22 protein-coding genes and 1 tRNA gene are annotated in these 26,191 nt (G+C 34.9%); 18 read left to right on the top strand and 5 right to left on the bottom strand.

The window, feature by feature from the left end; genetic code table 11:
• Nucleotides 1-9 precede the first annotated feature (9 nt).
• The 6 genes from BFA01S_RS08855 (at nt 10) to BFA01S_RS08830 (ending at nt 9,236) form a co-directional block, all read left to right on the top strand.
• A tRNA-Glu gene (locus tag BFA01S_RS08855) sits at nt 10-81 on the top strand.
• 1,045 nt (nt 82-1,126) lie between these two features.
• Nucleotides 1,127-3,073 carry a 1,4-alpha-glucan branching enzyme gene (gene glgB, locus BFA01S_RS08850; RefSeq protein ID WP_082799916.1) on the top strand — a complete coding sequence of 649 codons (1,947 nt, stop codon included), beginning with the start codon at nt 1,127-1,129 and terminating at the stop codon, nt 3,071-3,073.
• Nucleotides 3,021-4,190, top strand: a complete 1,170-nt coding sequence (locus BFA01S_RS08845) for a glucose-1-phosphate adenylyltransferase (RefSeq protein ID WP_066228622.1) — start codon at nt 3,021-3,023, stop codon at nt 4,188-4,190. Before glgB ends, BFA01S_RS08845 begins: the two co-directional genes overlap by 53 nt.
• Before the next feature lie 183 nt (nt 4,191-4,373).
• Nucleotides 4,374-5,393: a GlgC family sugar phosphate nucleotidyltransferase gene (locus BFA01S_RS08840; protein WP_066228627.1), complete on the top strand. Its 1,020-nt coding sequence runs from the start codon at nt 4,374-4,376 to the stop codon at nt 5,391-5,393.
• Nucleotides 5,390-6,844 (top strand): glycogen synthase GlgA, encoded by a 1,455-nt coding sequence (glgA, locus tag BFA01S_RS08835; protein ID WP_066228619.1) that lies wholly within the window; start codon nt 5,390-5,392, stop codon nt 6,842-6,844. Before BFA01S_RS08840 ends, glgA begins: the two co-directional genes overlap by 4 nt.
• Nucleotides 6,831-9,236, top strand: coding sequence for a glycogen/starch/alpha-glucan phosphorylase (locus BFA01S_RS08830; protein ID WP_066228616.1), 2,406 nt, complete (start codon nt 6,831-6,833; stop codon nt 9,234-9,236). The genes glgA and BFA01S_RS08830 overlap by 14 nt, the downstream gene beginning before the upstream one ends.
• Before the next feature lie 44 nt (nt 9,237-9,280).
• Here BFA01S_RS08830 and BFA01S_RS08825 read toward each other — a convergent pair whose 3' ends face one another.
• Both BFA01S_RS08825 and BFA01S_RS08820 read right to left on the bottom strand, forming a co-directional pair.
• Nucleotides 9,281-10,078, bottom strand: a complete 798-nt coding sequence (locus BFA01S_RS08825; RefSeq protein WP_066228613.1) for a TIGR00266 family protein — start codon at nt 10,076-10,078, stop codon at nt 9,281-9,283.
• Nucleotides 10,079-10,191: 113 nt separating this feature from the next.
• A complete protein-coding gene (locus BFA01S_RS08820) occupies nt 10,192-10,956 on the bottom strand; it encodes a TraR/DksA C4-type zinc finger protein (protein ID WP_328014452.1) in 765 nt (254 codons plus the stop codon).
• A gap of 229 nt (nt 10,957-11,185) precedes the next feature.
• On the opposite strand from BFA01S_RS08820, the gene BFA01S_RS08815 reads away from it, so the two are divergent.
• From BFA01S_RS08815 to BFA01S_RS08770, 10 genes are all read left to right on the top strand, one after another.
• A complete protein-coding gene (locus BFA01S_RS08815) occupies nt 11,186-12,601 on the top strand; it encodes an isochorismate synthase (RefSeq protein ID WP_066228607.1) in 1,416 nt (471 codons plus the stop codon).
• The gene (gene menD / locus BFA01S_RS08810) at nt 12,588-14,339 is read left to right on the top strand and encodes a 2-succinyl-5-enolpyruvyl-6-hydroxy-3-cyclohexene-1-carboxylic-acid synthase (protein WP_066228604.1); all 1,752 of its coding nucleotides are present in this window, start codon (nt 12,588-12,590) and stop codon (nt 14,337-14,339) included. Before BFA01S_RS08815 ends, menD begins: the two co-directional genes overlap by 14 nt.
• Nucleotides 14,336-15,130 (top strand): 2-succinyl-6-hydroxy-2,4-cyclohexadiene-1-carboxylate synthase, encoded by a 795-nt coding sequence (gene menH / locus BFA01S_RS08805; RefSeq protein ID WP_066228601.1) that lies wholly within the window; start codon nt 14,336-14,338, stop codon nt 15,128-15,130. Before menD ends, menH begins: the two co-directional genes overlap by 4 nt.
• 17 nt (nt 15,131-15,147) lie before the next feature.
• Nucleotides 15,148-15,966, top strand: coding sequence for a 1,4-dihydroxy-2-naphthoyl-CoA synthase (gene menB / locus BFA01S_RS08800; RefSeq protein ID WP_066228598.1), 819 nt, complete (start codon nt 15,148-15,150; stop codon nt 15,964-15,966).
• An 18-nt stretch (nt 15,967-15,984) separates the two neighbouring features.
• Entirely contained in the window at nt 15,985-17,523 is a 1,539-nt protein-coding gene (locus BFA01S_RS08795) for an o-succinylbenzoate--CoA ligase (protein WP_082799917.1), read from the top strand.
• Nucleotides 17,520-18,623 (top strand): o-succinylbenzoate synthase, encoded by a 1,104-nt coding sequence (gene menC, locus BFA01S_RS08790; RefSeq protein WP_066228587.1) that lies wholly within the window; start codon nt 17,520-17,522, stop codon nt 18,621-18,623. Before BFA01S_RS08795 ends, menC begins: the two co-directional genes overlap by 4 nt.
• A gap of 411 nt (nt 18,624-19,034) precedes the next feature.
• On the top strand, nt 19,035-19,961 hold the full coding sequence (locus BFA01S_RS08785; protein WP_066228583.1) for a metal ABC transporter solute-binding protein, Zn/Mn family: 927 nt from the start codon (nt 19,035-19,037) through the stop codon (nt 19,959-19,961).
• Between the two features lie 14 nt (nt 19,962-19,975).
• Complete coding sequence (locus tag BFA01S_RS08780; protein WP_066228580.1) at nt 19,976-20,728, top strand: metal ABC transporter ATP-binding protein; 753 nt, start codon at nt 19,976-19,978, stop codon at nt 20,726-20,728.
• Between the two features lie 12 nt (nt 20,729-20,740).
• Nucleotides 20,741-22,054 (top strand): metal ABC transporter permease, encoded by a 1,314-nt coding sequence (locus tag BFA01S_RS08775; RefSeq protein ID WP_066228578.1) that lies wholly within the window; start codon nt 20,741-20,743, stop codon nt 22,052-22,054.
• Nucleotides 22,044-22,949, top strand: coding sequence for a metal ABC transporter permease (locus BFA01S_RS08770; RefSeq protein ID WP_066228576.1), 906 nt, complete (start codon nt 22,044-22,046; stop codon nt 22,947-22,949). Before BFA01S_RS08775 ends, BFA01S_RS08770 begins: the two co-directional genes overlap by 11 nt.
• 63 nt (nt 22,950-23,012) lie before the next feature.
• Here the strand turns inward: BFA01S_RS08770 and BFA01S_RS08765 are convergent, their stop codons facing one another.
• Together BFA01S_RS08765 and BFA01S_RS21845 are read right to left on the bottom strand one after the other, a co-directional pair.
• Complete coding sequence (locus BFA01S_RS08765) at nt 23,013-23,198, bottom strand: hypothetical protein (RefSeq protein ID WP_066228573.1); 186 nt, start codon at nt 23,196-23,198, stop codon at nt 23,013-23,015.
• 161 nt (nt 23,199-23,359) lie between these two features.
• Nucleotides 23,360-23,521 carry a DUF1540 domain-containing protein gene (locus BFA01S_RS21845; RefSeq protein ID WP_082799915.1) on the bottom strand — a complete coding sequence of 54 codons (162 nt, stop codon included), beginning with the start codon at nt 23,519-23,521 and terminating at the stop codon, nt 23,360-23,362.
• Between the two features lie 184 nt (nt 23,522-23,705).
• Here BFA01S_RS21845 and BFA01S_RS08760 point away from each other — a divergent pair, with 184 nt between their 5' ends.
• Both BFA01S_RS08760 and BFA01S_RS22370 read left to right on the top strand, forming a co-directional pair.
• A complete protein-coding gene (locus BFA01S_RS08760; RefSeq protein ID WP_066228570.1) occupies nt 23,706-24,638 on the top strand; it encodes a CobW family GTP-binding protein in 933 nt (310 codons plus the stop codon).
• A gap of 524 nt (nt 24,639-25,162) precedes the next feature.
• Nucleotides 25,163-25,303, top strand: coding sequence for an FbpB family small basic protein (locus BFA01S_RS22370; protein ID WP_156483572.1), 141 nt, complete (start codon nt 25,163-25,165; stop codon nt 25,301-25,303).
• 53 nt (nt 25,304-25,356) lie between these two features.
• On the opposite strand, the gene BFA01S_RS08755 is transcribed toward BFA01S_RS22370, so the two are convergent.
• The gene (locus tag BFA01S_RS08755) at nt 25,357-26,121 is read right to left on the bottom strand and encodes a TerC family protein (protein WP_066228567.1); all 765 of its coding nucleotides are present in this window, start codon (nt 26,119-26,121) and stop codon (nt 25,357-25,359) included.
• Nucleotides 26,122-26,191 lie beyond the last annotated feature (70 nt).

The following is a 26,191-nucleotide window of genomic DNA, read 5'->3' as shown; positions in this document are numbered from 1 at the left end:
AACATATAAGGCCCGTTGGTCAAGCGGTTAAGACACCGCCCTTTCACGGCGGTAACACGGGTTCGAATCCCGTACGGGTCATTTAAAGACATTGCTAATCTAGCAATGTCTTTTTTATTTCTTTATTAATTGAGAGAGAAAGAACTTCCCCATAGATATAATTGATAAGTTTACATCGAGGAAATCTGAAACTGACTTTATATAAGCTTTACCTGAATTTATAAATTGGGATAGCATTCTTTTAAAACTTAACTTTATATTATGAAGGCTGCTTTATTAGTTTGAAAGTATATAGATTGAACTATTCAACTCTTAATTAAAGCTCGCAATGGAAGATTTCTGTGAACACCAGTTATTTAGCAGGCTACCTCTGCAGTTCTGGAGATTCAGTCGTACGAAAGATATCACTATTTCCGACAATACTAATTTTAGTTGTACGTTGACTCTTCCTAAATTTTCTAATTTGAAGCTTGGTTTTCAAAACTTCGGTAAGCCTAGGTACAATTGAATATTGAAGATTTAACCTAGCAAAGGTTTTTTCTGCTAGGCCATCCTATTTTTCTTTTTCAAAGAACAATCTGTATAACAGGAATATATCATACAAATATATGTTCTGATATATAAACGATTCATCTCCCACTTATTTTTGGACTATGCTTTGAATAAAATGGAAATAGGAGACTTCTCATCTAAAATGATAGATGATATGTTTAACTTTTTTAAAGAAGGGGTAATATAAATATTATTAAAACTATTAATAATATCTCTATTACTCTTTTTATTTTTTAAAAATTTAAAAAAGCTTTCAACAATTATCTACAAAATGTCGAAAAAGTTTTTTTCTTAATATAATTACTAAGGAATAATTTTGTCTTTTTTTATTAGCATAAATGATGATATATACTATTCTTCTCTTTTTATCTTCTTTATCCTACATAATATCCTATCGAATTTTCGGAAATTTTGTATATGTGAAAGCAGGTTAAGTTTTAAAAGAATAACATTTTTCAAAATATGTATTTATCTTGTATTTTCTTGTCATATAGTTGAAGCGCTTTCAAGAAAGGAATTTATTCTTTTAAGTTGAATGTTAGAGTATCATAAAAATAAAGAAGGGATGAACCTCATGGCTGTGACTAGTCCAACTGATTTTGATGTGCATTTATTCCATGAAGGTAATTTGTTTAAAAGCTTTCAAATATTTGGTGCACATTTGAAAGTACAGGATGGAGTATTTGGTACTCAATTTTCTGTATGGGCACCAAATGCAAAAAATGTTCGAGTTGTAGGTGATTTTAATAATTGGGATGGTTCAGATTACAATATGGTTCGAATTAACGAAGAAGGGATCTGGACATTATTTATTCCTAATATAGGTGAGAATACACTATATAAATATGAAATTACCACATCGCATGGTAAATCAATTATGAAGTCTGACCCATATGCTTTCTATTCCGAACTTAGACCAAATACGGCTTCGATCGTTTATGATATAGAAGGATATGAGTGGGATGACAAAAAATGGTATAGGAGAAAAAAGCAAGAAACAGTTGATGAACGTCCAATGTTTATTTATGAAGTACATCTTGGAACATGGAAAAAACCTAAAGATTGGAAAGAGGATGAGGAATTATATTCTTACAAACAATTAGCAGCTGAACTTATTCCATATGTTTTGGAACATGGATTTACTCATATAGAATTGCTGCCAATTATTGAACATCCTTATGATCGTTCATGGGGTTATCAAGGAACGGGTTATTTCTCAGCAACAAGCCGTCATGGTACACCACATGATCTAATGTACTTCATTGATCAATGTCACCAAAACAATATTGGAGTTATTCTTGATTGGGTACCTGGTCATTTTTGTAAAGATGCCCATGGTCTTTATATGTTTGATGGAAGTCCAACATATGAATATAGCCGTTATGAAGATCGAGAAAATGAAGTATGGGGAACTGCCAATTTTGATTTAGGTAAACCGGAAGTACAAAGCTTTTTAATTTCAAATGCGAAATTCTGGATGGAGTATTTCCATATTGATGGTTTTAGAGTAGATGCTGTTGCAAACATGCTTCACTGGCAAAATTCGAATGAATTAGTTGAAAACCCATATGCAGTATCTTTCTTAAAAAAATTAAATGACGCAGTGTTATCTGATGATCCGGAGTTTCTTATGATTGCAGAAGATTCAACAGATTGGCCATTAGTTACTTCCTCGACTGGTGATGGAGGACTTGGTTTCAGCTATAAATGGAATATGGGATGGATGAACGATATGCTATCTTATATGGAAGCTCCTCCGGAAAGAAGATGTGATCTCCATAATAAAGTGAGTTTTTCCCTGATCTATGCATTTTCAGAGAAGTTCATTTTACCCTTTTCACATGATGAAGTCGTACATGGCAAGAAGTCTTTATTAAATAAGATGCCAGGAGATTATTGGCAAAAGTTTGCACAATTGCGTCTGCTTTATGGATATATGTTAACACATCCAGGTAAGAAGCTATTATTTATGGGTGGTGAGTTCGGTCAATTCGATGAATGGAAGGACTTGGAAGAACTAGATTGGATGCTTGAAGATTATGAAATGCATCAGAAAACGAGAGTGTATTTCAAAGAATTATTAACAATTTATAAGAAACAGCGTCCACTTTTTGAACTTGACCATAGTCATGAAGGATTTGAGTGGATAGATGTAGATAATTCAAATCAAAGTATTTTTTCGTTTATTCGTAAGTCTAGAAGGGAAAATGAACTATTAGTAGTTATTTGTAACTTTAAACCTATCGTCTACCATGATTATAAAGTCGGTGTACCGATTGATACAGAGTATATTGAAATTTTAAATAGTGATTCTTCTGAATTTGGGGGTTCAGAACAAATCAATAAGAGAAAGTTAAAGGCAATTGAAGGTGATTATCATGAAAGACCATACCATATTTCATTAACAATTCCACCTTATGGAATTTCAATTTTACGTGCAGTTAAAAAAAGAGGGGAGAATGACAAAGATGGGGAAAAAAAAGTGCGTCGCAATGCTATTAGCAGGAGGAAAGGGCAGTAGATTAAGCTCACTTACAGAGGATTTAGCAAAACCAGCAGTTCCATTCGGTGGAAAATACCGGATTATTGATTTTGCATTAAGTAATTGCAGAAACTCTAGTATTGATACAGTAGGGGTACTGACACAATACCAGCCACTAGTACTGAATTCTTATATCGGGATTGGAAGCGCATGGGATTTAGACCGTAGTAATGGAGGAGTTACAGTTTTACCGCCTTATTCTGTATCTTCAGAAGTTAAATGGTATAAAGGAACAGCGAGTGCAATCTATCAAAATATGAATTATTTAAAACAATATGATCCTGAATACGTATTAATTTTATCAGGTGATCATATTTACAAAATGGATTATTCTAAGATGCTTTCTTATCATATTGAGAAAAATGCAGATGTTTCGATTTCAGTTATTGAAGTTCCGTGGGATGAAGCAAGCCGTTTTGGAATTATGAATACGGATGAAGAAATGCAAGTAACAGATTTTGATGAGAAGCCGGAATATCCGAAGAGTAACCTTGCTTCGATGGGGATTTACATTTTCAAATATAGTGTTTTAAAACAGTATTTAGAGATGGATGATGTGAATCCATATTCAAGCCATGATTTCGGTAAAGATGTTATTCCTCTTCTATTAGAGGAAAATAAGAAATTAGTAGCTTATCCGTTTAAAGGATATTGGAAAGATGTTGGAACGATCAAAAGTTTATGGGAAGCGAATATGGATCTTTTAGATAAAGAGTCTGAATTAGACCTTTTTGATTATGATTGGAGAATATATTCTACTAATCCAAACTATCCACCACAATACATAGCAGAGGAAGCAACGGTTACTGAATCGTTTATTAATGATGGCTCTGTTATTAATGGGAATATTAATCATTCAGTTTTATTCCAAGGTGTGAATGTTGGAAGAAACTCAACTATTAATAAATCTGTTATTATGCCTGATGCGACAATTGGTGAGAATGTATTTATTGAAAATGCAATTGTACCTAGCGGATTAACAATTCCAGATGGAACAATTATTAGTCCTGATAAAGATAAAGATGAAGTTATTTTAGTTACTCCTGAATATGTAGAGCAGATTCCAGTTGCTATTCGAAACTTAAAAACTAGTTAATTTTATCTCTGTGTGCAAGAAAAGGGAGATGGACTTATTGAGAATAAACCACTCATAAAAACTGAGAGTGGGTGGTCGGGGTAAATAAAAATCAGAGTCCGTCCCCGGTTTTGATTTCGCTATTATACTTATTATAAATATAGATCGACAACGACGAGAGGTGGAGAGAATTTGGTTTCTAAAATGTTAGGAATTATTGACGCAACAACTTATAAAAAAGAGATTGAAGATTTAACGATTAATCGTACTTTAGCAGCGGTACCGTTTGCTGGACGTTATAGACTTATAGACTTTGTTTTATCAAATATGGTGAACTCAGATATTGAAAGTGTAGCAATATTTCCAAAATATCAGTATCGTTCATTAATGGATCATCTTGGAAGTGGAAAACAATGGGATCTTAATAGGAAAAAGGATGGTTTATTTTTCTTCCCGTCCCCGCACTTACATGACCAGTATGACGAATTTGGTTCATTAAGACAATTTTCTGATCATATGACATATTTCTTAAGAAGTCAGCAAAAATATGCTGTTATAACAAATAGTTATACAGTTTGTAATATAGATTTTAAAGATGTACTTGAACGTCATCTTTCTATGGGTTGTGACATAACTGAAGTTACTCACGAGGGAAAACCTCTTCAAATGTATATTATGTCTACAGAGCTTTTAATTAGTTTAATTGAAGGCAATATTCAAAAAGGAAGTTTCCAAACATTAGCTGAAATTATTGGGGAAAATCTTCAAGGTTTAACGATTTGCCAATATGAACATCGTGGCTATGTTGCTGTTATTGACTCTATTATGAGCTACTATAAGCATAGTCTTGAGATGATCAATCCAGATGTTTGGCAGGAACTATTTATTAAAGATCGTCCAATTTTAACGAAGCCTAAAGATGAGCCGCCAACGAAGTACAGTGAGGATGCTATCGTTAAAAATTCTTTAATTGCAAATGGCTGCATTATTGAAGGACATATTGAAAATAGTATTATTTTTAGAGGGGTAAGAGTTGGAAAAGGAACGGTTATAAAAAATAGTATTGTTATGCAAAGAACACAAATTGGAGAGAATTGCAATTTGGATAGTATTGTATTTGATAAAGATGTGAAAATTTTTGATAATATACAATTAGCTGGTTCAAAATATTCTCCACATATTTTAAGAAAAGGAACTACTCAAGGAGTGCTGATAGAATCGTGAACGTATTATTTGTTGTTTCCGAATGTGTCCCATTTATAAAAACTGGAGGCCTTGCCGATGTGGCAGGGACCTTGCCAAAAGAATTAAAAAAACTTGGGACAGATGTAAGAGTCATTCTTCCAAAATACAGTCTCATTCCAGAACAGTTACGTAAAAAGATGAAAAAAATAGCAGAAATCACAGTACCGATGAACTGGAGACAACAATATTGTGGAATCGAATTATTAGAGTTAGATGGTATTAAATATTATTTTTTAGATCATGAATATTATTTTTACCGAGACTCTCTATATGGTCATTATGATGATGGTGAACGATTCTCATTTTTCTGCCGAGCGGTATTAGATGCGATTTATGAAATTGATTTTAAGCCGAATATTATTCACTGCCATGATTGGCATAGCGGCATGGTTAACTTCTTATTAAAAGAAGAATACAGCCAAAAGCCTTTTTACCAAGATATAAAGGCTGTATTTACTATTCATAATTTACAATTCCAAGGGATATTTCCGAGAGGAATTTTATACGATCTTTTAAACTTAAGCGATGAGTATTTTACTTCCGGTCAGGTGGAGTTTGACGGGCATGTGAATTTTATGAAAGCGGCCCTTGTTTCAAGTGATATTATTACAACTGTCAGTCCAACTTATCGAAATGAAATTCAAACATCGTATTATGGTGAAAGATTAGATGGATTATTACGTGAAAAAGATTCATCTCTCGTCGGGATTGTTAATGGCATCGATGATAAATTGTATGATCCTTCTGCTGATAAGTATATAAAGGTTACATACGATGAGAAGAACCTTGAGAACAAAGCAAAAAATAAAGCGATTTTGCAAGAAATGTTTGGTCTTCCGGTGGAAAAGGAAACACCGGTTATTTCAATGGTTACAAGATTAACACAGCAAAAGGGCTTGGATTTATTAAAATCTGTTCTTCATGAATTATTACAGGAAGATGTGCAAATAATCATACTTGGCACTGGAGAAAAAGAGTTTGAAGATTTCTTTAGATATACTGAGTGGTTATATCCTGAGAAATTTAAAGCTTATATCGGGTTTAATGAGCCGTTAGCACATCAAATTTATGCAGGATCAGACCTTTTCCTTATGCCTTCAAAGTTCGAACCATGTGGTCTTGGTCAGCTAATTGCCCTCCGTTATGGAACAATTCCTGTTGTGCGAGAAACAGGCGGATTAAATGATACAGTCCATTCCGTTCATGAAGTAACTGGAGAAGGAAACGGCTTTAGTTTTACAAATTTCAATGCCCATGACATGTTACATACGATTAAACGTGCATTAGATTATTATAAAGATGAAGAAGAGTGGGAAAGTCTTGTTAAACAGGCTATGAACAGTGATTATAGCTGGGCAAAATCTGCTTTCAAATATAATCAGCTTTATGCTGATTTAATGACTAGGAGTGGAAGTTGTGTTCTCAAATAAGGAATCTTTTAAAACATCTTTTTTAAAGCGTTTAGAAGGAATGTATGGGAAGGTCTTTAAAGACTCTACAAAACGTGAACAATATCAGACATTAGGTAATATGGTGCGCGAATATATGAGTTCTGATTGGATTGAAACGAATGAACTTTATCGTTCTGATAGTAATAAACAAGTTTATTATCTTTCAATCGAATTTTTACTCGGACGTTTACTCGGACAAAATTTATTGAACCTTGGAATTCGTGATGTTGTTGTTGAAGGACTTAATGATTTGGATATTGATCTTGAAGAGATTGAAGAGTTTGAATCAGATGCAGGATTAGGTAATGGCGGCTTAGGTCGCCTTGCTGCTTGTTTTCTAGATTCACTTTCCACTTTAAATCTTCCAGGTCATGGTTACGGTATCCGCTATAAACATGGATTATTTGATCAAAAAATAGTTGATGGTTATCAAGTAGAATTACCGGAACAATGGTTAAGACACGGAAATGTATGGGAAGTAAGAAAGCCGGACGAGGCAATTGAAGTATCATTCTGGGGAAATATTGAGTCTAGGAATGAAAACGGCCGTCTAGTGTTTAATCATAATGCAACAGAGAAAATCATGGCTGTTCCGTACGATCTTCCTGTTGTCGGTTATGAAACAACGACAGTAAATACACTAAGACTTTGGAATGCAGAAGCTGCTCATAATCCGCCACATCACGATGTTCTCCGCTATAAAAGAGAAACAGAGGCAGTTACAGAATTTCTTTATCCTGATGATACCCATGATGAAGGAAAGATTTTGCGTTTAAAACAGCAATATTTCCTTGTATCTGCCAGCTTACAAGACATTGTTTCTAATTATAGAAAGAAAAATCACACATTAAAAAACTTACACAAAGAAGTAGCAATCCATATTAATGACACACATCCGGCTCTTGCTATCCCGGAGCTTATGAGAATTCTTCTTGATGAAGAGAGAATGAGCTGGGATGAGGCATGGACTATTACAAGGCAGACTATGTCTTATACAAACCATACAATTTTGTCAGAAGCACTGGAAAAATGGCCAATTCACTTATTCCAGCCTTTATTACCAAGGATCTATATGATTATTGAAGAAATCAATGAGCGTTTCTGTAAGAAACTATGGGAGAAGTATCCTGGTAACTGGAATCATATAGAAAATATGGCTATTATTGCACATGGACTCGTTAAAATGGCACATCTCGCGATTGTCGGAAGTTATAGTGTGAACGGTGTAGCAAAAATTCATTCCGATATTTTGAAAAATCGGGAAATGAGAAATTTTTATGAAGTGTATCCTGATAAATTTAATAATAAGACGAATGGGATTACACATCGCCGCTGGTTAATAAAAGCAAATCCTCAGCTTACAAATTTAATTTCAGAAACAATTGGGACAGACTGGTTAAAAGATCCTTATCAGTTAATTGATCTAAAAAGACATGCATATGACCCGGCATTAAAAGAAAAATTTGATAAAATGAAACAGGAACGAAAAGCAATTTTAGCAAAAAGAATTTTTGAACAAAATGGAACGATTATTGATGAAAGTTCCATCTTTGATGTACAAGTGAAAAGGATGCATGCATATAAACGACAGTTATTAAATGTACTTCATATTATGTATTTATATAACCGTTTAAAAGAAGATTCAAACTTCAAAATTCATCCTAGAACATTTATTTTTGGAGCAAAAGCTTCTCCAGGTTATTATTACGCTAAGAAAATTATTAAATTAATTAATTCTTTAGCGGAAAAAGTGAATAATGATTCGGAAATATCAAAAGTATTGAAAATAGTATTTTTGGAAAATTACCGTGTATCACTTGCAGAGCTTATATTCCCTGCTTCTGATGTTAGTGAACAAATTTCAACAGCCAGCAAAGAGGCGTCGGGTACCGGAAATATGAAATTTATGATGAATGGTGCTCTGACAATTGGTACATTAGATGGGGCAAATGTTGAGATTATGGAAGCTGTCGGCAGAGAGAATATGTTTATTTTCGGCCTAACAGCAGAAGAAGTTCAATGCTATGAGGAAAAGGGCGGCTACTATTCAAGTGATTATTATCACCATGACAGTCGAATCCGTGGGGTAATTGATAACTTAGTTAATGGATTTTTCCCAGATGCTTTCGGTGAATTTGATCCGATTTATGATTCTCTGCTTGGTGAAGGTGATCAATATTTTGTCCTTCGTGATTTCTCTTCTTATGTGGAAGCACAGGAGAGGGTCGATAAAGCTTATTATGACAGGGAAAAATGGAGAGAAAAAGCATTAATAAATATCGCACATTCCGGATATTTCTCAAGTGACCGAACTATTAAGGAATACGCTGATGACATTTGGGGAATTGAACCCGTTGGAATTAGAATCTAAATAAAAAGGAGGAGGGAAATTTATCCTTCCTCTTTTTTGTCAACTTATCTGTTATCTCCATCAAATAATCTTCCTAAACCGCCCAGTACACTGCCTTCTCCTCTAGAGTCTCCTCCAACACTTGGTGCACTTGCGATAATGCGGTCAGCTAAGCGGCTAAATGGCAATGTTTGAATCCAAACTGTGCCAGGACCTCTCACAGTAGCGAAAAATAATCCTTCCCCGCCAAAAAAGGCTGTTTTTACTTTTCCAACGTACTCAATATCATAGTGTACATCTTTGCTTAAAGCGACTAAACAGCCAGTGTCAATTCTTAGTCTTTCACCAGGAGCCAACTCTCTTTTTATAATCGTTCCGCCTGCATGTAAGAATGCTAAGCCATCACCTTCGAGTTTTTGCATAATAAAGCCTTCTCCACCAAAAAAACCAGTTCCTAACTTCTTTTGAAAGTCAATTCCAATGGATACGCCTTTTGCAGCACAGAGGAAGGCATCTTTCTGACAGATAACTTTTCCACCTTGTTCATTTAAATCAACTGGAATTATTTTCCCGGGATATGGTGCAGCAAAACTTACTTTCCGTTTTCCGACACCTTTGTTTGTAAAAACAGTCATAAATAAGCTTTCGCCTGTTAATACACGTTTTCCAGCACCGACTAATTTACCGAAGAATCCGCCAGACTGCTCTGCGCCATCTCCAAAAATTGTTTCCATATCAATGCCGTCTTCCATCATCATCATACCGCCAGCTTCAGCGATAACACTTTCATTTGGATCAAGTTCAATTTCGACACATTGCATGTCATCTCCATAAAGCTCATAATCAATTTCATGTGCGTTCATTTCTTCACCTCATTTATTTCTATATAGGAAAATTCTCGACAAATAGTTTAAAATCCTTCTCTCTTACAAAATAAAAAGGGACTGACGAAAATATTGTCAGACCTTTTTTACAGTTATTCTTTCTCTCTTTGTGTATAGGGTTCTTTTTCGTATGGCAGAAGATCACCAAAAGTCGTCATAATACCTTCTTCATCAAGAGAATCTTCATACTGTTCATGCTCTTCATTCGGATAGATTTTAATTTCTTTTCCTTCCATATCAGTTCCGATAAAGTTCTCGAAAGATTCTACATAGCCTACTTGTTCATCTGAATTTATATAAGTGTCATTGTAATGGTCCGGTGATTCATAAAAATCTGATGGTCCATCAGAAGAACCATATCGGCTTACATCTTGATAGGAGTCTTCCGCATCGTATGCAACAACATCTTCACCATCATAAAAAAATCTGCTAAAAGGCGGTGATAATACATCTTCTTCAACAGGACGGTCCGTTGAGACAGCTTGTTCTGGAGAATGTTCTTTACATGTTGTGGCAGTTGGAATGATATCTAAGCGTTCAAAGGGGATATCAACCCCGCATATTTCACATTTTCCATAAGTACCTTTCTCAATTGCTTCTAATGCTCTTTTTATATCTTCGTATTCTTCTTCGGCATGATCATTAAGTGCAATATCTTTTTCACGTTCGTACAGTTCTGTTGCATTATCTCCGGGATGGTTATCATAATTTGATAACTCACCACTTGATTCCTGGATAAAAGCCCTTCCTATTCCAAAATAATCATTTTGTTCCCAACGTTGTTCAATATTTTTCTTCATTTCTAAGAGCTCTGAGCGGAAGGTCTCTATTTGCTGTGCATTTAGCAAGCCATCCACACTCCTTCCTTATATAATGTTTCTTCTCTTATTGTAAGCAGAAGTATGGAAAACATAATTGCTAAAAATGTACAGTAGAAAATATAATAATGGACTTTTAAAAAGCTTCTTTTATTTTAATCCTAATGATTAAGATATATAATAAGGATACAATTAGGAAACAATATTGACACACCTGTAGCCTAGGTGTATCTTTATATATGCAATTTTCGGTTTAGGGGGGAGAAGCTTGGTTACAACTTTGGATCATTCCGTAAAAGATGATTTACTGCGAGCTTTGAAAAATGCTAAGCAAAACGATGAGTCTGTTATCGTTAGCCATATAATAGAAGTGGAGAAAGTTAATCCCCTCAATTTTTTTGTTGCCGGGGAACGAATTTATTTTGGCGAGAGGTTTTTCTGGTCAACTCCAGCGGATAATTTTACGATCGTGGGATTAGGTAATGAAATTATTTTTAAAAATAAATTAAAAACATCAGAACGTTTTCATTCTATTGATAAACAATGGAGACGGTTTAAAAAATATATGACAAAGAAAAGTATAAATAAAATTGGAACAGGACCTTTATTATTTGGCGGATTTTCTTTCGATCCAATGAAGGAGAAAAATGAATTGTGGGGAAGTTTTCCTGAAGCGAAACTTTGTTTGCCAACAATTATGCTGACTGTTACAGAAGGTAAAACTTTTCTAACGATTAATAAATTAATTCATCCATTTGATGAATTAGAAAAATGCATAGAGCATTTTACTTTATATGAACAAAGATTCCAAAGGTTAAATAATAAAATAGATTGTGAAAAAGGTCACGAATTCAGCATAGAGGAACTACATAAAGAAGAATGGCTGCATGCGGTTGAAGAAGCAACGAAAAATATAAGAGAGAAACAAATTGAAAAAGTAGTACTTGCGAGAGAAGTACTACTGAAATTTGAGGATACAATTAATGTATACTCTGTTTTAAACCGTCTTCAAGAAGAGCAGCCGACAAGCTTTATATTTGCATTGGAAAACGGAAACAAATGTTTTATCGGAGCAACACCAGAGAGATTGGTTAGAAAAGAAGAGAATTCTGTCCTGTCCACATGCCTGGCTGGTTCTATTAGACGGGGAGAAGATGAACGGGAAGACGAGCTTCTAGGTGTAGAATTATTAACAGATCGTAAAAATTTAATTGAGCATAATATTGTTGTGAAAATGATTATCGATTCCCTGAAATTATGCTGTAATGATTTAGCAGTACCAGAACAGCCGAGTTTATTAAAAACAAAAAATATCCAGCATCTTTATACTCCAGTTAAAGGAAATATAAAGCGGGGATATTCTTTATTATCAATTGTTGAACGCCTTCATCCAACTCCTGCTCTGGGAGGATTTCCAAAAGTTGCTGCTGTTCATCAAATTCGTGAATTGGAACCGATGCATCGAGGCTGGTATGCTGCTCCGATTGGCTGGCTTGATTATAATGACAACGGTGAATTTGGGGTGGCAATCCGTTCAGGTTTAATTGAAAATGATGAAGCCGTTCTTTTTGCTGGATGTGGGATTGTAAAGGAATCTCAGCCAGAGCTTGAATATATGGAGACAGAAATTAAATTGAAACCGATGATGTCTGCTTTAGGAGGAGTCAACAATGAGTCAAAGTGATCCCTTAACAAAATATGTTGCTAATTTTGTGGACGAGCTTGCTCGTTCTGGTGTCGAGGATGTTGTGATTAGCCCGGGATCACGATCAACACCTTTAGCTATTTTGATAGCTGAACATAAAAATCTAACAGTTCATTTATCGATTGATGAGCGGTCAGCAGGCTTTTTTGCCCTTGGAATTGCAAAGGTGCAAAAGAAGCCTGTTGCTTTACTATGTACATCTGGTACAGCTGCTGCTAATTATTATCCAGCTATTGTAGAAGCATATTATGCGAGGGTTCCATTAGTCGTTATAACAGCAGACCGCCCGCATGAATTAAGGGATATTGGCGCTCCGCAAGCAATTGATCAAATAAATATATATGGAAAATATGCGAAATGGTTTGTCGATGTTGCACTGCCGGAGGAAAATAGTAATATGTTTCGTTATGTTCGTCAAATTGCAGGCCGGGCTGTTAATAAAGCAATGACAAAACCATATGGTATCGTTCATTTAAATTTTCCACTAAGAGAGCCGTTACTGCCGAATTTAAATATGGAAAATCTCTGGTCAAGTGAAGATATGCGTGAACGACAGATTACATTTCTTCCTTCCAATCAAACATTAAGTGAGGAAGATTTAAATGAACTTGTCCATTTATTAGAAGAGTTTTCGAAAGGACTAATTGTTTGTGGAGAAATGGATGGAGAACGAGCAGAAGAAAGTATTGTGGAGCTTTCTAATCATTTAAGCTTCCCAATTTTAGCAGATCCGCTTTCACAGTTGAGGACTGGAAAACATAGTAAAAGGAAAGTCATTGATCACTACGATACTTTATTAAAAGACGAAGAAATTATAAATCATTTAAAACCAGACGTTGTTATACGTTTTGGAGCAATGCCGGTTTCTAAACCTCTTATGCTTATGCTAAAAAATAATCCTGATATTATTCAAATTATTATTGATGATGCAGGAGGCTACAGAGAGCCGACTCTTAATGGAGCATATATTGTTCCAGCGGCTGAAAATTTCATATGCAGACAATTAATAAGTAGGACCGCAAAGAGGGATGAATCACGATTTGATAAATCATGGATTTTAGCTAATGAAATATGCAGCCAGTATATAAATGAAGAAATTGCTCAAATAAATGATTTATTTGAGGGGAAAATATATACTGAACTGCAAAAGAACGTATGTGAGGAATGTAATTTAGTTATTGGAAACAGTATGCCAATACGTGATTTTGATACTTATTTTGGAAATACTGATAAAGAGATTCATGTGTATGGAAACCGTGGAGCTAATGGAATAGACGGGGTTGTTTCGACAGCACTCGGAATAAGTTTGAAAACAGAAGCACCAACTGTTTTAATTATCGGAGATCTCTCCTTTTTTCATGATCTAAATGGTTTGCTAATGGCAAAATTACATGCAATTGACCTAACTGTATTGTTAATTAATAATGATGGCGGTGGAATATTTTCTTTCCTTCCACAATCGAAAGAAGAGAAGCATTTTGAAGCTCTCTTTGGAACACCGATTGGCTTAGACTATGAGAAGGCTGCTCAGTTATATGATGGCTCCTATAAAAAAATAGAGGATTGGGATCAGTTTAGACAATTTTTTGAGACTATGAGAACAAGAAAAGGTCTTAATATTATTGAGGTACCTACTGATCGGAATACACGTGTCGAAGTTCATCGTGAATTGTTACAACTTGTTTCCCAGGAAATAAAAAAAGGATTGCAGTTATGAAAATTCGCGGTGTAAATTATCATGTAGAGTGTTATTCAGATGGAATCCCGCTTGTCATGTTACATGGTTTCACAGGTTCAGTAGAGAATTGGTATCCATTTATTCATGAACTTTCCGGTTCTAAATTAATTTTAATTGATATAATCGGGCATGGTAAAACAGAAAGCCCTATTTTAAAAGAACGTTATAAAATGGAAGAAGCTGTAGAAGATATAAAGAGTATTCTTTACTATTTAAACATTGAAAAGGCGAATTTTTTAGGATATTCAATGGGTGGAAGGTTGGCTTTATCATTTGCGGCAGCATATCCTGAAATGGTGGAAAAGCTTGTTCTTGAGAGCAGTTCTCCTGGATTAAAAACAGTACAGGAACAAAAATTAAGACAGCATAATGATGAAAAACTTGCTAATGATATATTAAATAAAGGGTTAATTGAATTTGTGAACAAGTGGGAAAATATACCTCTTTTTGAAACGCAGAAAAAACTTCCTGATAGTATGAGAGAAAGTATAAGGGAGCAGCGTTTAAAAAATTGTGCCCAAGGTCTTGTGAATAGTCTCCTTGGAATGGGGACAGGAGTTCAGTCTTCATTATGGGAGAAGCTTAGTTTTATGCAAACTCCAGTTTTATTATTATGCGGGAAATTTGATCAAAAGTTTTGTGAAATTGCTCTTGAGATGAAAAAAAAGCTGCCCTATTCCATTTATAAAGAAATAAATGATGCAGGGCATGCAATACATGTGGAACAACCGCGAATTTTTGGTAAAATAATAAGGGAGTTTTTAAATTAGAAGATGGAGGTAGAAAAATGGCATTTGAATGGGTTTCAGAACGTAAATATGAAGATATCATTTACGAAACATATAATGGAATTGCTAAAATTTCAATTAATAGACCAGAAGTACATAACGCTTTTCGTCCAAAAACAGTTACAGAATTAATTGATGCTTTCGCATATGCTCGTGATGATTCAAAAATTGGTGTTATTATTTTAACTGGTGTCGGTGAGAAGGCATTCTGCTCAGGTGGAGACCAAAAAGTTCGAGGACATGGAGGATACGTTGGAGATGATCAAATCCCACGTTTAAATGTTCTTGATTTACAACGTCTTATCCGCGTTATTCCAAAACCAGTCATCGCGATGGTTGCAGGATATGCAATTGGAGGCGGACATGTATTACATGTTGTTTGTGACTTAACAATTGCGGCTGATAACGCTGTTTTTGGACAAACTGGTCCAAAAGTCGGGAGCTTTGATGCAGGATACGGCTCAGGTTATTTAGCACGTATCGTTGGACATAAAAAGGCACGGGAAATTTGGTTCTTATGCAGACAGTATAACGCACAAGAAGCACTTGATATGGGCTTAGTAAATACAGTCGTTCCACTTGATCAGTTAGAAGCGGAAACAGTGCAATGGTGTAATGAAATTTTAGAAAAAAGTCCGACTGCGATCCGTTTCTTAAAAGCAGCAATGAATGCTGATACTGACGGTTTAGCAGGTCTTCAGCAGCTTGCAGGAGATGCGACATTATTATACTATACGACAGAAGAAGCGAAAGAAGGAAGAGATGCTTTTAAAGAGAAGCGTACACCGGATTTCGATCAATTCCCTCGTTTCCCTTAATAGAAGGACAATCGCTTGATGAATACTATTCATCAAGCTTTTTGTATATTTAGGAATTTAGGTGGTGAATTTCAATTGTTTAATGAACAAAGTGTACCGAACTGGTTAGAGCAGCGGGCGTTTTTAACACCTGACAGAGTAGCGATAAAAACAGAATGTGAAATAGTAACATTTAAAGAACTTTATGAGAAGTCAAAGGAGCGAGCTTATCAGTTAAAACGCATTGGTATTAACAAAGATGATCATATTGCTGTTCTTATGAAAAATAGTATAGAAATGGTAACGACAATACACGGTCTTATGTTAATTGGAGCAGTCACTGTGCTGTTAAATACAAAATTATCTGAAACTGAGCTTTCCTGGCAAATAAAAGATGTACAAGCTGTGAAAATGATTTATGACGAATCATTTCAAGAGAGAATCGAAAATATAAATGAGATTGAGAAGTTTACGGTTCACATGCTGCGGCTATACCGTAACGGTACAGCAGAAGAACTTCAGCATTGTTTAATGTTAAATGATGTTGCAACAATTATGTATACATCAGGGACTACGGGATATCCAAAAGGTGTTATGCAAACATATGGAAACCATTTTTCCAGTGCGATTAATTCTGCGATTAATTTGACTATTCAAGCAGACGATAAGTGGCTTGTTGTTGTTCCTTTATTTCATATTAGTGGATTATCTATATTAATGCGAAGTGTTATTTATGGAATGGGAATTATTATTCATGAACGTTTTGATGCTCGTTTAACAAATAAAGCGATAATGGATGAAAAAGTAACAATTGTCTCTGTTGTAACAACGATGCTGCAGCAAATGCTTGAACAGCTTGGTAAAGATAATTATCCAAAAGAATTCAGATGTATGTTACTTGGTGGGGGACCTGCGCCAAAACCAGTTCTGGAAAAATGCAGAGATAAGGATATTCCGGTTTTTCAAACATATGGGATGACGGAAACATCATCACAAATCGCAACATTATCTGCTGAATATAGTTTAAGTAAGCTTGGTTCTGCGGGCAAACCGTTATTCCAATGTGAAATAAAAATAATGGATAATGATTGTCGATGTGCTCCGTATGAAGAGGGTGAGATTGTTGTGAAAGGTCCTAATGTGACAAACGGGTATTGGAAAAGGGATGATGCCACATCTGCTTCCATAAAACAAAGCTGGTTTTATACAGGAGATATCGGATTTCTTGATGAGGATGGATTTTTATTCGTATTAGACCGTCGTTCAGATTTAATTATTTCTGGTGGAGAAAATATTTATCCAGCTGAAATTGAAGCCGTTCTTTTATCACATCCTGCTGTAAAAGATGTCGGTGTAAGCGGAGTGGAAGATGAGAAATGGGGAGAAGTACCGTGTGGCTTTGTTATTCCTTCAGAATCAGTTACTGAATCAGAGTTAATAGAATACTGCAAGAAAAATCTAGCTTCTTATAAAACGCCAAAAAAAATCTTCTTTGTTGATCATTTACCACGTAATGCAGCAAATAAACTAATGCGAAGAAATTTAAGACTATCTTTAAATGGGGATAACAATAAATGATGAAAATAAAAAATGTCATTTTACATCATATTTCTTTAAAGCTGAAAGAGCCGTTTCGAGCAAGTAATGGAATCGTATATGATAGGGAAAGTATTCTTGTTGAAGTAATAGATCATGATGGAATGAGCGGATGGGGAGAAGTAGTTGCATTTACTTCTCCCTGGTATACCGAAGAGACGATTCAGACTTGTTTTCACATGTTAAAAGATTTTATCATTCCATTATTACTTAATAAAACAGTGTCTCATCCGAATGAACTTCCTTCTATTTTTCAATTAATTAAACGGAATAATATGGCGAAAGCCTCTATTGAAGGTGCAGTGTGGGACCTTTATGCAAAAAAGAACCGTATGTCACTTTCAAAGACTCTCGGAGGGACAAGAGCAGAGATTGATTGCGGTGTTGTTATCGGGATTGGTCCGCTTCAACAAATGATAGATCAGATCCATAAATATAATGAAGATGGCTACAAACGTTTTAAAGTGAAAATAAGTCCGTCTAATGCAGTAAAAATATTAGAGGGCATTCGTACAATCTTTCCCCATATCCCATTAATGGCTGATGCTAACTCTTCCTATTCTTTAAAAGATATAAAACTATTAAAAGAGCTAGATAATTATAATCTATTAATGATTGAACAGCCTTTAGCGTCAGATGATATTATTCATCATGCAAAAGCCCAGGACATATTAAAAACTCCAATTTGTTTGGATGAGAGTATCGTAACGAGTGAGGATGTAAGACATGCGATTGAACTTGGCAGCTGCAAGGTGATTAATATAAAGGCAGGCCGTGTCGGAGGTCTCACAGAAGCGAAAAAAATTCATGACATATGTATGGAACATCAAATTCCAGTTTGGTGCGGTGGAATGATTGAAACAGGTATCTCAAGAGCACATAATATTGCACTCGCCTCATTAGGTAATTTTACAATACCAGGTGATATTTCATCATCATCTAAATATTGGTATGAAGATGTATTAATGCAGCAAATAAAAGTTGAACATGGAAAAATTAAGGTGCCGGATGGAATAGGAATGGGATATGAAGTTAACAGAGAAATAATTAAAAAATTATTAGTTTCAATTTCTTCGTTTTAAAGTATATAAATATAACTTGATATTTCCTATATTTAATAAAATAAATTTGGGCTCATCCGATAAATGGATGGGCCTAAATTTATTTCATTTTATAAAGAGGTTTCTTTAGAAAATTAAACACAAGTGCATTAATTTTAATTTTGCCATAGATGAAACTAAGGAAGGTTAGATTTATAGATAAAGTTAAAATATGAATATATTTATTTGAAAAGAATGATTGACAGTTTATGATTTTTGTTTTATTTTTGTACTAGGGCAACTTATTTAGCTTAAGGGACAAATTATGTGTATAGCTAAAAAAACATGCACAACTATCTTCTTCTGTTAATAAGGTAAAATACATAAAAATTTTTTTGGGATAAAAGTTGCGCCTGGGAAACTATAATTGATGAGGGAAAGAGAGGAATCGAAATGAAAAAATGGTTCTTATTAATTATTACATGTTTAACAATTAGTTTACTGGCGGCATGCGGAACTGAAAAAAGCAGCGGGAATAGTGAGGGGAAAATAAAAGTTACAACAACAACGGGTCAAATAGCAGATGCTGTGAAAAATATCGGCGGTGATAAAGTTGAGGTCACCTCGTTAATGGGACCTGGTATTGACCCTCATTTATATAAAGCATCACAAGGAGATATTCAAAAGTTTAATAATGCTGATATTATTTTTTACAGCGGCTTGCTTTTAGAAGGTAAATTAGGGGATGTTTTAGGGAAAATATCAAAGGATAAACCAACAGTTCCTATTGCAGAAGCTATTTCAAAAGATAAATTATTAAGTGATAAAAATAATCCAAATGCACATGATCCGCATGTTTGGTTTGATATTGAATTGTGGACAGAAGCTGTTACTGAAGTGGAAAAAGAGCTTATAAAATTTTCACCAGAAAATAAAGAGCTTTTTGAAGAAAATGCAAAAAAATATAAAGATGAATTACAAAAGCTCGATGAGTATGCAAAAGAACAAATTCAATCAATTCCGGAAGAAAGCAGAGTGTTAGTGACAGCCCATGACGCATTTGGATATTTCGGTCATGCTTACGGACTGGAAGTAATGGGCTTGCAAGGATTAAGTACTGATTCGGAATATGGTTTAAATGATGTACAAAATTTAGTAAAAGTATTAGCGGAGCGTAATATAAAAGCAGTATTTATCGAGAGCAGCATTTCTGAGAAATCAATTAATGCTGTTGTAGAAGGAGCGAAGAAAAAGGGTCATGAAGTGAAAATCGGAGGAGAACTATTCTCTGATGCGATGGGGGAAGAAGGTACGGAAGAAGGAACATATGCAGGTATGTTCAAGCATAACGTAGATACAATTGTTTCATCATTGAAATAAGGCAGGTGTTTATTATGATTCCAGTTGAAGTGGAAAACTTGACTATTGCTTATAATCAAAAGCCCGTTCTTCAGGAGGTTAGCTTTAAAGTACCTGAGGGAAAGTTAATTGGTATCATTGGGCCAAATGGCGCCGGAAAATCAACATTAATAAAAGGGATACTCGGGCTTATACCGACAGCTGGCGGTAATGTTGAAATTTTGGGGGAGAGCTATAAAAAGCAGAGAAAAAAGATCGGTTACGTTCCGCAAAGAGGATCTGTTGATTGGGATTTTCCTACAAATGCATTAGATGTTGTTTTAATGGGGCGTTATGGGCATGTTGGTATGCTCAAGCGTCCGCGTAAAAAAGATTATGAGATCGCTAGGGAATGTTTAAATAAAGTGGGAATGCTTGATTTTGCTGACAGGCAAATCAGCCAGCTTTCAGGCGGTCAGCAGCAGCGTGTTTTTTTAGCAAGAGCACTTGCACAGGATGCTGAAATTTATTTTATGGATGAACCTTTCGTCGGTGTGGATGCGGCAACAGAAAAGGCAATTATTGCATTATTAAATGAGTTGAAAGCACGTGGAAAGACAGTGCTGGTCGTCCATCATGATTTACAGACAGTTGATGAATATTTTGACTGGGTGCTTCTATTGAATTTGAGGAAAATTGCATTCGGTCCGACAAAAGAAACATTCACAATTGAAAATCTGCAAAAAGCGTATGGCGGAAAATTAACTTTTTTACAAGATCAGGCTCTTGTAGTTGAGGATTCAAAGTAGGAGTGAACTGTAATGATACAATCTGTAGTGGAACAACTATTAAATCCGAATACTCAATGGGTTTTAATTGGTACTTTGCTTTTAGGGATTGCAAGTGGAGTATTGGGGAGTTTTACTTTGTTAAGAAAACAAAGTTTGATTGGTGATGCAATGGCCCATGCTGCTCTTCCCGGAGTATGTTTTGGTTTCATGCTTTCTGGATCAAAATCGATTATATGGCTGCTATTAGGAGCTGCAATAACAGGTTTAATTGCAGCGTGGTTTATACAAATAACGATTAATCACTCTAAAGTGAAAGAAGATTCTGCATTAGGATTAGTATTATCTGTCTTTTTCGGTTTTGGGATCGTTCTGCTTACATTTATTCAGCACAGCTATGGAGGAAACCAAAGCGGTTTAAGTGACTTTATTTTTGGGCAGGCGGCATCGATGGTCGGTGCTGACGTACAAGTAATTATTACGATAGCCGTTGTCCTGTTATTAATCACTTTTATCTTTTTTAAAGAATTTAAGTTAATTACATTCGATCCACAATTTGCTAAAGGTATCGGACTGCAGACAACTTTCTTTAATGGATTATTAATGGTTTTGGTCGTTAGCGCGGTTGTAATCGGTTTGCAGACAGTCGGTGTTGTATTAATGGCTGCCATGCTAATAACTCCTGCAATTAGTGCAAGATACTGGACAGAGAAATTAAGTGCCATGATTATTATTTCAGGTGTAATCGGCGGAATTTCAGGTGTATTAGGAACATTATTAAGTACGACAGCAAAAGGAATGGCAACTGGTCCGCTTATTATCGTTGCTGCCACAAGTATGTTTTTAATCTCACTTGTCTTTGCTCCGAATAGGGGACTGCTTGCTAAATTGTTCAAACAGCTGTCAGTCAGGAAGAGAACAGCAAGGAATCAATTGTTATTAAATTTCTACGAATTATCTGAGCTGGGTGATAATGCCGGCTTTACAGCAGAACAATTAATGAGTAAGAGGAAATTATCATATTCTATGTCATTAAGCATGCTGCAGCAATTTGAGAAAAAAGCATGGGTTTATAAAACTTCAGATGAGAAATGGAAATTAACTGATGCCGGACTTGAAAAGGCATATGAAATAGTATTAAATGAGCGATTATTCGAAATGTATTTAATGCATGAAATGGAACTTGCTCAATTGCAATTAAAGAGCAGGGACGATATTGATTTGAAGAAGCTCCCAGCTGAGATAAAGGAGTATTTATTTAAATTATTAAATACTCACCAGCGGACACCGCGACTTTTACCAAAATCAGCAAGGGTGGATGAAAGAGGTATTGCAAATGGGTTATGATGCTTGGATTATTATAACTGCTTCTTTAGTAGGAATTGTATGTGCAATGATCGGCAGTTTCCTAATTCTTAGAAAAATGGCAATGCTTGCTGACGCGATCAGTCATACAGTGCTATTAGGAATTGTAGGCGGATATTTTGTAAGTAGAAGCTTAGAGGGACCATCTCTCCTGATTGGAGCTGTAATAGTTGGATTATTAACGGCTTTTCTCGTTCAAGTTTTAAGTGCAAAAGGAGTTCAGTCTGATGCAGCAATTGGTGTCGTGTTTACTTCTTTGTTTGCACTAGGTGTTATTTTGCTTTCTGTGTATGGAGGAAATATTCACTTGGATGTTGATCATGCATTGATGGGGGAAATTACATTTATTCCATGGGATACATTTGTATTCAATGGTATCGATTTAGGTCCGAAAGCCGTCTGGTTATTAGGATTTGTATTAATTGTTAATTTGACCATTATAATTATTTGTTATAAAGAATTTAAAATTACTTCCTTTGATCCAGAAATGGCAGCGGCAATCGGTATACCAGTATTGTTTTTTCACTATTTGCAAATGGGGATGCTTTCGATTTCTACAGTTGCTTCATTTGATAGTGTCGGTGCGATCTTAGTCGTTGCAATGCTAATTGTTCCTGCTTCCACAGCTTATTTATTAACCGATAAACTCCTTCATATGATTTTGATTAGTGCGGGAATCGGTGTTTTAAGTGCAGTGAGCGGTTATTATTTCGCAACATTGTTCAACGTTTCAATCGCTGGTTCAATGGCAACGATGACAGGAATATTCTTCGTTTTCACATTCTTATTATCACCGAAACATGGCATTATAGCGAAGAAGAGAATGAGAAAACGTATTTCTGCACAAACATTACGTGCAAAGGAAACATCATATTAGAAATAATGGCCTGATCTTTTATGTACAATTTCATAGGAGATTCAGGCCATTATTCATTTACAGCTACTCCATCAATCCGTATTCAATTGCGCGATTCGCAATAAGATCATTTACATCATTTGGAACATCATCAAGAGATCCGAATTCATATTCCCATAAATTTGTGAAAGAATCTACATATAGTGGAAATTTATTTTCACAGCAATCTTTTACATCTTGACGAAAAGAATGAAGTAAACTGTTTTTCACATTTTTTCCCCCTTTATAGATGATCAACTGTAGTATGTGAAAAAAGAAGAAAGTTATGAATGTTTTTGAATAAAAATGAGACTCATTATCAATAATAAAAAGGAACGGATATGAGGGTATCCGTTCACATGATAAATAAAAATTTTCTGCTGTTAACTAAATTATAGATCAGAAGGCTTGAATGTTTTACAATCTGTTTCTTGGCTGTTTTCAGCCTTCTCTCCAGTGTGGCTTACAACATAAATTGCATCAGCAGTACACTTATTTCCGTTTCCCCAATATGTGCAATTATTTACTTCACACAATACTTTAACGTCTGGCATTATTATTTCCTCCTTTAAAATAGGTAGTTATTACTTCTTTATTTTTGCACCGATAAGCAGAAGTTATACTTCCAAGTAATTGAATGTGTAGAACTTTATATTAATAAATGAGAAAGACAAGCATATTATATAGTGAATAAAACATAATCGTTACGTTTAATAGATTGTTAGGAGAGGAAGAATAATGGAAAGAACTTCTGTTTACGTTATAAGTGGATTTTTAGGAAGTGGAAAAACAACTGTTCTCGTTAAAATGATTCAAAAGTTTAAAGAGCAGGGAAGAAAACTGGGGATTATTTTAAATGAACTCGGTGATGAGTGTGTGGAAAGCCACCTGTTCAGAGGTGAAAAAATATATGAATTATTAAATGGATGTATCTGCTGTTCGATTCAAGAAGATTTAAGAAAAACTTTAGATATATTTATGACTCAGAATAATACTGTTGATGTCTTATTAATTGAAGGGACAGGCGTTGCCGATCCGGTTGAAATAGCGGATACACTTTTACATCCTTTTTATATAGATAAATTTCAATTAAAATCGATAATCAGCTTAGTTGATGCAAGCCATTATTTTGAATATCAAAGTATCTTTTCAAGTACGAAAGAAATCCGGGATTTATTAAGAGATCAAATTATTAGTGCGGATTATATTATTTTAAATAAAACGGACCTGATTACAGAAAAAGAAAAGGAAAAAATTCATGTGAAATTAAAGAAAATAGCAGATTCCAAAGCGATTATTACATTTGCTTCCTATGGAAATATAAAGTTTGATACATTAGTTGAAAAAAGGGACCTTGCTGCTAAATTTCCTTCTGAAAACTCTTATAAAAAACATCATCATATATCAACATTAAAAATTGAAAATATACCAAATATACAAAAAATTGATTTAGAGAAATGGCTAAATGGAATAACAAACTTGATCCGTGCGAAGGGAATTGTTTTTGATATTGAGAATTCCTCTTATACGGAAATTCAATTTGCGGCAAATCAACTTAAAGTAAAGGAAGGTTTAAATACAGATTACAATAAATCAGTTATCATTCTGATCGGATACAAACTTAACAAGGCTGAAATACAAAAATCGTTTGAAAACAGATTTATTAGCTAATTTTGAACTACTCCCACTTTCACTTCGTTTAGAAGTGGGAGATTCCTGCGAACACCTTCGTATCCGAAAGTTATTTAGCAGGCTACCTCCGCAATTCCTACGGTTCGGCAGTACAAATGGCTGTTAACCTCCTGCGGTGATGCTACCCTTGTACGTTGTACTCTTACCGCACGTTCTACTCTGCTTGGTTTTCGCTGCTTCGATACGTGCGGGACGATGGAACGTTGAAGATTTTACGTGACAAACGTTTTTCCTGTCACAACCTTATATCTTCAGTTTTCAAAGAACTTGTACAAGAACAGCATACCATACAAACATGTGTTCTTATATAAAAAAAGTGATTCATTTCCCACTTATTTTTGGGCTACACCCTGCACATAATTGAAGTGGGAGTCTTCTCGCCTAAAGTAATAAATTAGAGTCTAAAAATTATGAACATTTTGTTAATTAAAGTGTATTAATATAAAGAATTGTATTTTTTACTGTATACTTAAATTATTAAGTGGAGAAAAAGGTGATTATGTATGAGACGTACATCCCGAACTTCCCTTCGTCAGCTCATTGATGCAAATAAGCAGGAACTTGAAAAGGACCGGGCTTTTTTAGAAAAGGTTGATAAGAAGATTGAGAATCGTCATTTAAATGAGATAGCAAAATTAAAGTAATAAAATACTAGACGAAGCAAAAAAGCTTCGTCTATTTTTATTTTTGGAAAACTTTAAATTTTGCTTTCATTTTTCTCTTTAGAGAGAAACCATCCGCATATACCAATAAGTAATAAAACAATCCAGAAAGTTAATTTCCATCCTAAAGTTTTAGGAAATTCTTTTGACAAATAGGCTAAATCTGGATGTGCAAGTGTATAAACTGCTAATTTCACACCTACCCAGCCGACAATGAGAAAGGCAGCAGTCTCAAGTCCGGGTTTTTTGTGTAAAATACGAACGAAGAAATTTGCTGCAAAACGCATAATAATTAACCCTATAATACCTCCTGCCAATATAACTAAAAATTGTCCGCCGTCTAAGCCGCCGATTCGCGGTAAAGTGGTTTCAGGCAATGCTACAGCGAAGGCAACTGCCGCTAATATAGCATCAACAGCAAAAGCTAAATCTGCTAATTCAACCTTTAATACTGTAGTCCAAAAACTTGATTCTTTTTGTTTAGGCTTCGTTTTTTTATCTTTATCTTTTTTAAGAATGAATTTTTTGACAAGATGATTAATGGAGATAAAGAGTAAATAGATAGAACCGATTGCCTGAACCTGCCAAACATCTACAAGGAAGGAAATAATAAAAAGGGAACCGAATCTGAAAATGAAGGCCCCGCCTAAACCGTAGAAAAGTGCCTTCTTTCTCTTATCGTCCGGTAAATGTTTGACCATAATTGCCATAACTAAAGCATTATCAGCAGCTAAAATGCCTTCCAGACCAATGAGGACTAATAAAACCCAAAGATACTCGAGCAATATCGTTACATCCATAGCATATCTCCTTTAATATTAATGATTTTACTTTTTATATTCCCCTATATTCAGTAAAAAAATATTTCAT

Source organism: Metabacillus fastidiosus NBRC 101226, assembly GCF_001591625.1.
GTDB classification, from domain to species: domain Bacteria; phylum Bacillota; class Bacilli; order Bacillales; family Bacillaceae; genus Metabacillus; species Metabacillus fastidiosus.
This window is presented reverse-complemented; position numbering and strand designations above follow the sequence as displayed.

Bases quoted from the DNA above. Each gene is read 5' to 3' on its own strand.
- glgB (WP_082799916.1), top strand. From the start codon at position 1,127: ATGGCTGTGACTAGTCCAACTGATTTTGATGTGCATTTATTCCATGAA.
- menD (WP_066228604.1), top strand. From the start codon at position 12,588: ATGAGTCAAAGTGATCCCTTAACAAAATATGTTGCTAATTTTGTGGAC.
- BFA01S_RS08760 (WP_066228570.1), top strand. From the start codon at position 23,706: ATGGAAAGAACTTCTGTTTACGTTATAAGTGGATTTTTAGGAAGTGGA.
- menC (WP_066228587.1), top strand. From the start codon at position 17,520: ATGATGAAAATAAAAAATGTCATTTTACATCATATTTCTTTAAAGCTG.
- BFA01S_RS08840 (WP_066228627.1), top strand. From the start codon at position 4,374: ATGTTAGGAATTATTGACGCAACAACTTATAAAAAAGAGATTGAAGAT.
- BFA01S_RS08845 (WP_066228622.1), top strand. From the start codon at position 3,021: ATGGGGAAAAAAAAGTGCGTCGCAATGCTATTAGCAGGAGGAAAGGGC.
- BFA01S_RS08775 (WP_066228578.1), top strand. From the start codon at position 20,741: ATGATACAATCTGTAGTGGAACAACTATTAAATCCGAATACTCAATGG.
- BFA01S_RS08780 (WP_066228580.1), top strand. From the start codon at position 19,976: ATGATTCCAGTTGAAGTGGAAAACTTGACTATTGCTTATAATCAAAAG.
- BFA01S_RS22370 (WP_156483572.1), top strand. From the start codon at position 25,163: ATGAGACGTACATCCCGAACTTCCCTTCGTCAGCTCATTGATGCAAAT.
- BFA01S_RS08795 (WP_082799917.1), top strand. From the start codon at position 15,985: ATGAATACTATTCATCAAGCTTTTTGTATATTTAGGAATTTAGGTGGT.
- menB (WP_066228598.1), top strand. From the start codon at position 15,148: ATGGCATTTGAATGGGTTTCAGAACGTAAATATGAAGATATCATTTAC.
- menH (WP_066228601.1), top strand. From the start codon at position 14,336: ATGAAAATTCGCGGTGTAAATTATCATGTAGAGTGTTATTCAGATGGA.
- BFA01S_RS08785 (WP_066228583.1), top strand. From the start codon at position 19,035: ATGAAAAAATGGTTCTTATTAATTATTACATGTTTAACAATTAGTTTA.
- BFA01S_RS08770 (WP_066228576.1), top strand. From the start codon at position 22,044: ATGGGTTATGATGCTTGGATTATTATAACTGCTTCTTTAGTAGGAATT.
- BFA01S_RS21845 (WP_082799915.1), bottom strand. From the start codon at position 23,521: ATGCCAGACGTTAAAGTATTGTGTGAAGTAAATAATTGCACATATTGG.
- BFA01S_RS08755 (WP_066228567.1), bottom strand. From the start codon at position 26,121: ATGGATGTAACGATATTGCTCGAGTATCTTTGGGTTTTATTAGTCCTC.
- BFA01S_RS08825 (WP_066228613.1), bottom strand. From the start codon at position 10,078: ATGAACGCACATGAAATTGATTATGAGCTTTATGGAGATGACATGCAA.